The following is a 6,581-nucleotide window of genomic DNA, read 5'->3' on the forward strand; positions in this document are numbered from 1 at the left end:
CATGTCGCGTTCGACATGGCGGGGCCGCGGCATGGATTGCGCGACGCGGCGGCGCGCGGTGGCCAGCACTTGGCCGGTGGCGTCAAAGATGACCGCCTTGGTGACGGTCAGCCCGTTGTCGATGCCCAGGATCAGCATCGTCTCAGTCCCCGGTCGCGGCGATCTGGACCGCGACGCCGCGCTGGCGCAGGGCGGTGATCTGGTCGGGGGGCGTGCGGTCGTCGGTGATGATCAGGTCGAAATCCTCGATGCCGCCCATCGAATGCAGGGCGCGGCGGGTGAACTTGGTATGATCCGCCAACAGGATGCGGCGGCTGGCGGCGTCCATCATGGCGCGTTTCGTCTCGGCCATTTCCGGGGACTGGTGAAACACCTGGGCATCGGTGATGGCGGCCATCGACAGGATCGCCACGTCCGCGCGCAGGCGGCGGATCTGGGCGGTGGTCTGCGGCCCCATGAAGGCGTTGCACCAGTGGTGGAACTGACCGCCCAGGCCCAGCAGGGTCATGTCGCCGATCTCCTTGATGGCGGTCATCAGCGTCAGCGAATTGGTGATGACCGTCAGCGGCACCCGCGCGGCCAGGTGCGGGACCATGCGCAGCACGGTGGTGCTGTCGTCCAGGAACACCGCCTGGCCCGGTTCGACCTGCTGGGCCGCCAGCTGCGCGATGGCGGATTTCTGCGGGCCCTGGCGGGTGTCGCGATAGAGGTCGCTGGCCTCGATCAGGCTGGTCGGGGCGGCCGAGGCGATGCCGCGCGACTTGCGCAGCAGGCCGCGGGCGGCCAGTTCGTCCAGGTCGCGATGGGCGGTCATCAGGCTGATGCCGAACCGGTCGGTCAGATCCTCGATCCGCAGGCTGCCCTCGGCCATGACGGCCTGCGCGATCAGCTGGCGCCGCGCCTGCAGGCGCGCCTGGCGGCTGTCCGAGGAGATCATGTCCATGACGATGCGGCCCTTGCGTGGGTGGGGCGCGCGCGTGACGGCGCGCACCCCGATGACATCACTGGTCCAGAACGAAGGCGGCGCTGTAGCTGTCGACGTTCTCCGACGTGATCAGCAGGCAGTCGAACAGCTGCTTTTCGGTCTCGACCCCGGTTTCGCCGGTCTTGATGAAGGTGTCGGCCTGACGGACGGCAGCTTCTGCAAAGACGGCGACGGGCTGCAGGACGGTATAGGCCATCTCTCCGGCCTTGACGGCCTCGACGGCGTCGGGGCTGCCGTCAAAGCCGCCCACGGTCACGGCCTCCAGCTTGCCGGCCTCCTTCAGCGCCGCGATGGCGCCAAGGGCCATCTCGTCGTTGCCGGAAATCACGCCGGTGATGTCGGGGTTCGCCTGCAGCAGCGACTGCATGCGCTGATAGCCCTGGGTGCGGTCCCAGTTGGCGACCTCCTCGCCGGCCTTCTCGAACTCGGGGTACTGCGACAACACGGTCTCGAAGCCGTTCGACCGGGTCTGGGCGTTGTTGTCGGACGGGGCGCCGAACAGTTCGACATAGCGGCCGCCCTCTTCGCCCATCGCCTCGACCCAGGCCTGCGCGCCAAGCGCCGCGCCCTGGGCGTTGTTCGACACCAGCTGCGCCTTGGCCAGACCTTCCTGGTTGATCTCGGCGTTCACCAGGAACACCGGGATGCCCGCATCGACGGCCTTCTGGACGGCGCCGACGGACCCGTCGGCATTGGCCGGGTCCAGGATGATCGCGACCGACTGGTTGGTGATCGCGGTGTCGATCAGCGTGCTTTCGGTGTTCGTGTCGCCGCGATGGGCGGCCACGTTGGCGGTATAGCCCAGCTCCTCGGCGGTGGCCTTGGCGACCTCGCCCTCGGTGAACCAGTAGGGGTTGGCCGGATCGTTCACGATCACGGTGATCAGCCCCTCGGCCCAGGCCGATCCGGCCATCAGCGGCACGGTGGCCACGGCAGCCATCAGCATCCGGCGCGTCATCTTCATCATTTGGTCTCTCTCCCTTGGTGTGGTGGTCCTGCCCGGTGGGGGGCAGTCTTTCCGCGCGCCATCCCTGTGGCGCGCGGGGAAGGTCGGTGGCGGGGCCTCACGTCTTGCGCGTGCCGCTGCCGTATTGAAGCGAGTTCATCAGCACGGCCAGCACGATCACCGCGCCCGTGAACACCGTCTGCCAGTAGGAACTGACCCCGATGATCACCAGGCCCGCCGACAGGAAGCCGATGACAAAGGCGCCCAGCATCGTGCCGCGCACGTTGCCGCGACCGCCGGTCAGGGCCGCGCCGCCGATCACGACCGCGGCGATGGCGGTCAGTTCGTACGCGTTGCCCGCCGTGGGCCCGGCCGAGGTCAGCTGCGACGCCAGCACCAGCCCCGCGGCGGCGGCCAGCGCGCCCGACACCATGTAGACGGTGATCTTGACCCGCTTGACCGGCACCCCGGACAGTTCCGCCGCGCGTTCGTTCCCGCCCGACGCGTAAAGCCAGCGGCCAAAGGCCGACCGGCCCAGCATCAGCCCCGCGGCGATCGCAACGACCGCCAGCACGATCACGCTGATCGGCACCCCGCCGATGCGGTAGAAGCCCAGCCAGTTGAAGCCGGTGTTGCCCAGGGCCTCGGACCCGCGCAGGTTGTTGTAGGTCAGCCCGTTGGTCATCAGCAGCGCGATGCCGCGGGCCACGTACATGACCCCAAGCGTCGCCACGAAGGGCGGCACCTTGAAGATCGCGACCAGCACGCCGTTGACCGCGCCGACCGCCGCACCCACGCACAGCGTCAGCACGACGACCGCCCAGACCGGCGGGTACAGGATCACGCCAAGCGCATCCAGCTCGACCCCCTGCATCATCGCGCCCGCGACGACGCCCGACAGCGCCAGGATGGAGCCCACCGACAGGTCGATCCCGCCGTTCAGGATCACCAGCAGCATGCCGATGGACAGGATGCCAAAGATCGCGACCTGGCTGGACATGATCAGCAGGTTCGACAGCGTGAAATAGTTCGGCGACAGGAACGAAAAGACCGCGATGATGGCGATCAGCGCGAAGAAGGCGCGCCCTTCCAGCAGCAGGCGGCCCAGATGGAACTGGCGGCCTTTCGCGGGGGCGGTCGTGGTGGTTGCGGACATGGGTCTTCTCCCTCAGGCTGCCACGGACTCGCCCGAGGCGGCCATGATCCGGTCCTTGGACACGGTGCTGTCGAATTCGGCCGTGATGCGGCCCTTGTGCATGACGATGATCCGGTGGGCGATGGACAGGCATTCGCTGACCTCGGAGGTGGAATAGACCACCGCCAGCCCGTTCTTAGCGCCTTCGGCCAGCAGGCGGAACACCTCGGCCTTGGCGCCGATGTCGATGCCGCGCGACGGCTCGTCCAGCAGGATGGCGCGGGGCCGGGTGGCCAGCATCTTTCCGATCACCACCTTCTGCTGGTTGCCGCCCGACAGCGACCCGATGGGGGCAGCCCCGCCCGATGTCTTGACCGTGACGCGGCGGATGCTGTCGTCGACCAGCTCGCGTTCGGCGCGGGTGCTGGTGAACAGCCCGCGCGTGAACCGCGCGATGGAGGCCAGCGACAGGTTCTGCCCGACGCTCATGGTCTGGACCAGGCCGTCGCGCTGGCGGTCCTCGGGGACCAGGGCCAAGCCGCGGGCGATGCGGTCGCCGATGGACAGGTGGCTGATCTCATGGCCCTCCAGCACGATCTGGCCGCCGGTGGCGCGCAGGCGGCCGGCGACCGTCTCCAGCAATTCGGTGCGGCCCGCACCCATCAGCCCATAGATGCAGACGATTTCGCCTGCCCGCACGTCCAGGTTCAGCCCGCGGACCAGGTCCTGGCCGGTGGCGTCGGGCACCGACAGGTCGCGGATCGACAGGGCGACCGCGCCAATCGTGCTGTCCGGCGGGCTGCCCAGGTCGTAGTTCTCGCCGACCATGTTGCGCACGATCCATTCCAGGTCGATGTCCGCGCGCGGCGCATAGGCGGTCATCACCCCGTCGCGCAGCACCACCGCGTGGTCGGTGATGGTCAGCGCCTCCTCCAGGTGGTGCGAGATATAGACGATGCTGACGCCGCGCGCAGTCAGGTCGCGGATGACCTTGAACAGCACCTCGACCTCGCTGGCCGACAGGGCGCTGGTGGGTTCGTCCATGATCAGGATGCGGCTGTCGACGGACAGGGCGCGGGCGATCTCGACGATCTGCTGCTGGCCAAGGCGCAGGTTCTCGACCAGGGTCGAGGGGTCGATCTGCTCCTCCAGCTCCTCCATCAGGGCACGGGTCTGGCGGTCCTCCTCGGCATAGTCCACGCCAAGGGTGCCCATGATCTCGCGGCCCATGAAGATGTTGTCGCGCACCGACAGGTTCGGGGCCAGCGACAGTTCCTGGTGGATGATCGAGATGCCCCGGTCGCGCGCGTCGTTGGCGTTGGCGAACGCCACCGGCTGGCCGTCCAGCACGATCTGGCCCGCGGTGGGCTGAATCACGCCTGACAGGATCTTCATCAGCGTCGATTTCCCGGCGCCATTTTCCCCGAACAGCGTGGTGACCTGGCCGCGATGGATGTCAAAGTTCACGCCCTTGAGCGCATGGACCTGCCCATAGGATTTCGCCACGTTGCGGGCGGCAAGGACGACCTCGGCGCTCATTGGACCTCCATCGCGACGGGGGTGATCAGCCAGTTCGCCGGGTTGATCAGGCGGAACGCGCCGGTCACCGTCACCTGCTTGCCCGCCAGGGCGGCGGTGTCGATGACCGCCAGCACCTCGGCCGCCATGGCGCGGTTGATGCCCGATCCGGCGTCCTGGTATTCGATCTGGTTCTTGAAGGCGCCGAACGCGATGTCGCCAGGCGCGTCGCGCAGGTCTGTGCCGTTGATCGCGGGGCCGGTCTGCACGCGGATGCGCAGGTCGTCGGGCAGGCCCTCGACCGTCAGCGGATAGACCCCGGCGCGCGGTTCGCCTGCGGTGCCGGTCACCGTGACCATCATGATCGCGCCGGTGGATGCGGGCGTGCCGTATTCGGCGATGGCCGCATCCTGATCGGCGGCGATGGCTGCGGCCAGGTCGGTGGCGGGCACCGCGCGTTCGATCACCGCGTCGCGGATGCGCGGGAATTCCTGCGTGCCATAGGTGTCGGGCGAAAACGCCTGCTGGCGCGCATCGGCTTCGGAGCGACCTGCACCACGGTGGTGTCCAGCGCGATGGCGGCCATGACGCCCAGGCCCAGGGCCACGGACAGGATCAGGCCGCGGCGGCTGGCGGCAGGGGCCCGGGGGGCGGTGGAGCTGTCGGTCATCGGTCTGCCTCTGGCTGGAACACGGGGCGGGCGGGCGCACATCTCATGGTTGATGATAACTTCACGTGATCGACCTCGCGTGGAGAAAGCGCATCGAAACCCACCGTCCGGGCGTCATTGCGCGGGCCGCATCCATGGCGCGGCGGCACGCGCGGCGCAAGCCTATGCTGGCGAAAGTCGTCATGCGGTCCGGCCTCCCCTCCGGTCGATTCGCGTGGCGCGGGCCTGTGATTGCGGCGAATCCGCGCATCCATTCGGACGCGAACAGGGTCAGCTTAGATGAAATAAATTGCCGTGTCCGTAAAAAAATACGTTTCCTGTGCGATGATCGTGATATAAACCGTGGCCAAGGGATGGAGGCATCATGACGGACAAGCAGCGCGACGTGCTGATCGGAATCGATGCCGGAACCTCGGTCATCAAGGCCGTGGGGTTCGATCTGTCGGGCAGGCAGCTGGGCGCGGCGGCGGTGCCGAATCGCTATGCGACAGGGGCACAGGGTGCCGCGACGCAGGACATGGCGCGGACCTGGGACGACTGCGCGGCGGCCCTGCGCGGGCTGGCCGACCACATTCCGAACCTTGCAACGCGGACCGCCGCGCTGTCGGTGACGGGGCAGGGCGACGGCACCTGGCTGGTCGGGGATGACGGCCCGGTGGGCGACGCCTGGCTGTGGCTGGACGCGCGCGCCGCGCCGACCGTCGACCGTCTGGGCAATAACCGCGCCCGGTTCGAGGCGACAGGCACCGGCCTGAACACCTGCCAGCAGGGCGCGCAGATGGCGCATATGGATGCCCATCACCCCGACCTGCTGGACCGTGCCCAGGTCGCGCTGCATTGCAAGGACTGGCTGTATCTGAACCTGACCGGCATCCGCGCGACCGACCCGTCCGAGGCCAGCTTTACCTTCGGCAATTTCCGCACCCGCGCCTATGACGACGCGGTGATCGAGGCGCTGGGCCTGACGCATCGGCGCGGCCTGCTGCCGCCGATCATCGACGGGACGCAGGTGACCCATCCGCTGACCGCCGATGCCGCGCGGCAGACAGGGCTGCTGGCAGGCACGCCGGTATCCTTGGGCTATGTCGACATGGTGATGACCGCGCTGGGTGCGGGCGTGCTGGGCGGGGCAGGCGAAGTGGCCTGTTCGACGGTCGGATCGACCGGGGTGCATCTGCGCGCCGTGACCGCCGACCGCGTGCATCTGAACGATCAGGGCACGGGCTATGTCATCTGCCTGCCGGTGCCGGGCGTGGTCACGCAGGTCCAGACCAACATGGCGGCGACGCTGAACCTGGACTGGGTGCTGGGCCTGGCCGCGGGCATC

At 68.2% G+C, this 6,581-nt stretch carries 8 protein-coding genes; 2 read left to right on the forward strand and 6 right to left on the reverse strand.

Going from position 1 to position 6,581, the window contains the following annotated elements:
• The 6 genes from TY51_RS20725 to TY51_RS02560 all read right to left on the reverse strand — a co-directional run.
• On the reverse strand, window positions 1-138 hold a 138-nt coding region (locus TY51_RS20725; RefSeq protein WP_156117837.1), incomplete at its 3' end, for an FGGY family carbohydrate kinase.
• A 4-nt stretch (window positions 139-142) separates the two neighbouring features.
• Complete coding sequence (locus tag TY51_RS02540; protein WP_042245456.1) at window positions 143-943, reverse strand: DeoR/GlpR family DNA-binding transcription regulator; 801 nt, start codon at window positions 941-943, stop codon at window positions 143-145.
• 58 nt (window positions 944-1,001) lie between these two features.
• A complete protein-coding gene (locus TY51_RS02545; RefSeq protein ID WP_042245459.1) occupies window positions 1,002-1,952 on the reverse strand; it encodes a D-ribose ABC transporter substrate-binding protein in 951 nt (316 codons plus the stop codon).
• A 97-nt stretch (window positions 1,953-2,049) separates the two neighbouring features.
• A complete protein-coding gene (locus TY51_RS02550) occupies window positions 2,050-3,087 on the reverse strand; it encodes an ABC transporter permease (RefSeq protein WP_042245462.1) in 1,038 nt (345 codons plus the stop codon).
• Between the two features lie 12 nt (window positions 3,088-3,099).
• Window positions 3,100-4,605, reverse strand: coding sequence for a sugar ABC transporter ATP-binding protein (locus tag TY51_RS02555; protein ID WP_042245465.1), 1,506 nt, complete (start codon window positions 4,603-4,605; stop codon window positions 3,100-3,102).
• Window positions 4,602-5,294: a DUF2291 family protein gene (locus TY51_RS02560; RefSeq protein WP_231558872.1), complete on the reverse strand. Its 693-nt coding sequence runs from the start codon at window positions 5,292-5,294 to the stop codon at window positions 4,602-4,604. Before TY51_RS02560 ends, TY51_RS02555 begins: the two co-directional genes overlap by 4 nt.
• A 25-nt stretch (window positions 5,295-5,319) precedes the next feature.
• Here TY51_RS02560 and TY51_RS21590 point away from each other — a divergent pair, with 25 nt between their 5' ends.
• Both TY51_RS21590 and TY51_RS02565 read left to right on the forward strand, forming a co-directional pair.
• On the forward strand, window positions 5,320-5,622 hold the full coding sequence (locus tag TY51_RS21590) for a hypothetical protein (RefSeq protein ID WP_156117838.1): 303 nt from the start codon (window positions 5,320-5,322) through the stop codon (window positions 5,620-5,622).
• The coding region (locus TY51_RS02565; protein WP_042245468.1) for an FGGY family carbohydrate kinase at window positions 5,619-6,581 on the forward strand (963 nt) is incomplete at its 3' end. The genes TY51_RS21590 and TY51_RS02565, both read left to right, overlap by 4 nt.

This window comes from Paracoccus sp. PAMC 22219 (assembly GCF_000787695.1).
Lineage (GTDB): Bacteria > Pseudomonadota > Alphaproteobacteria > Rhodobacterales > Rhodobacteraceae > Paracoccus.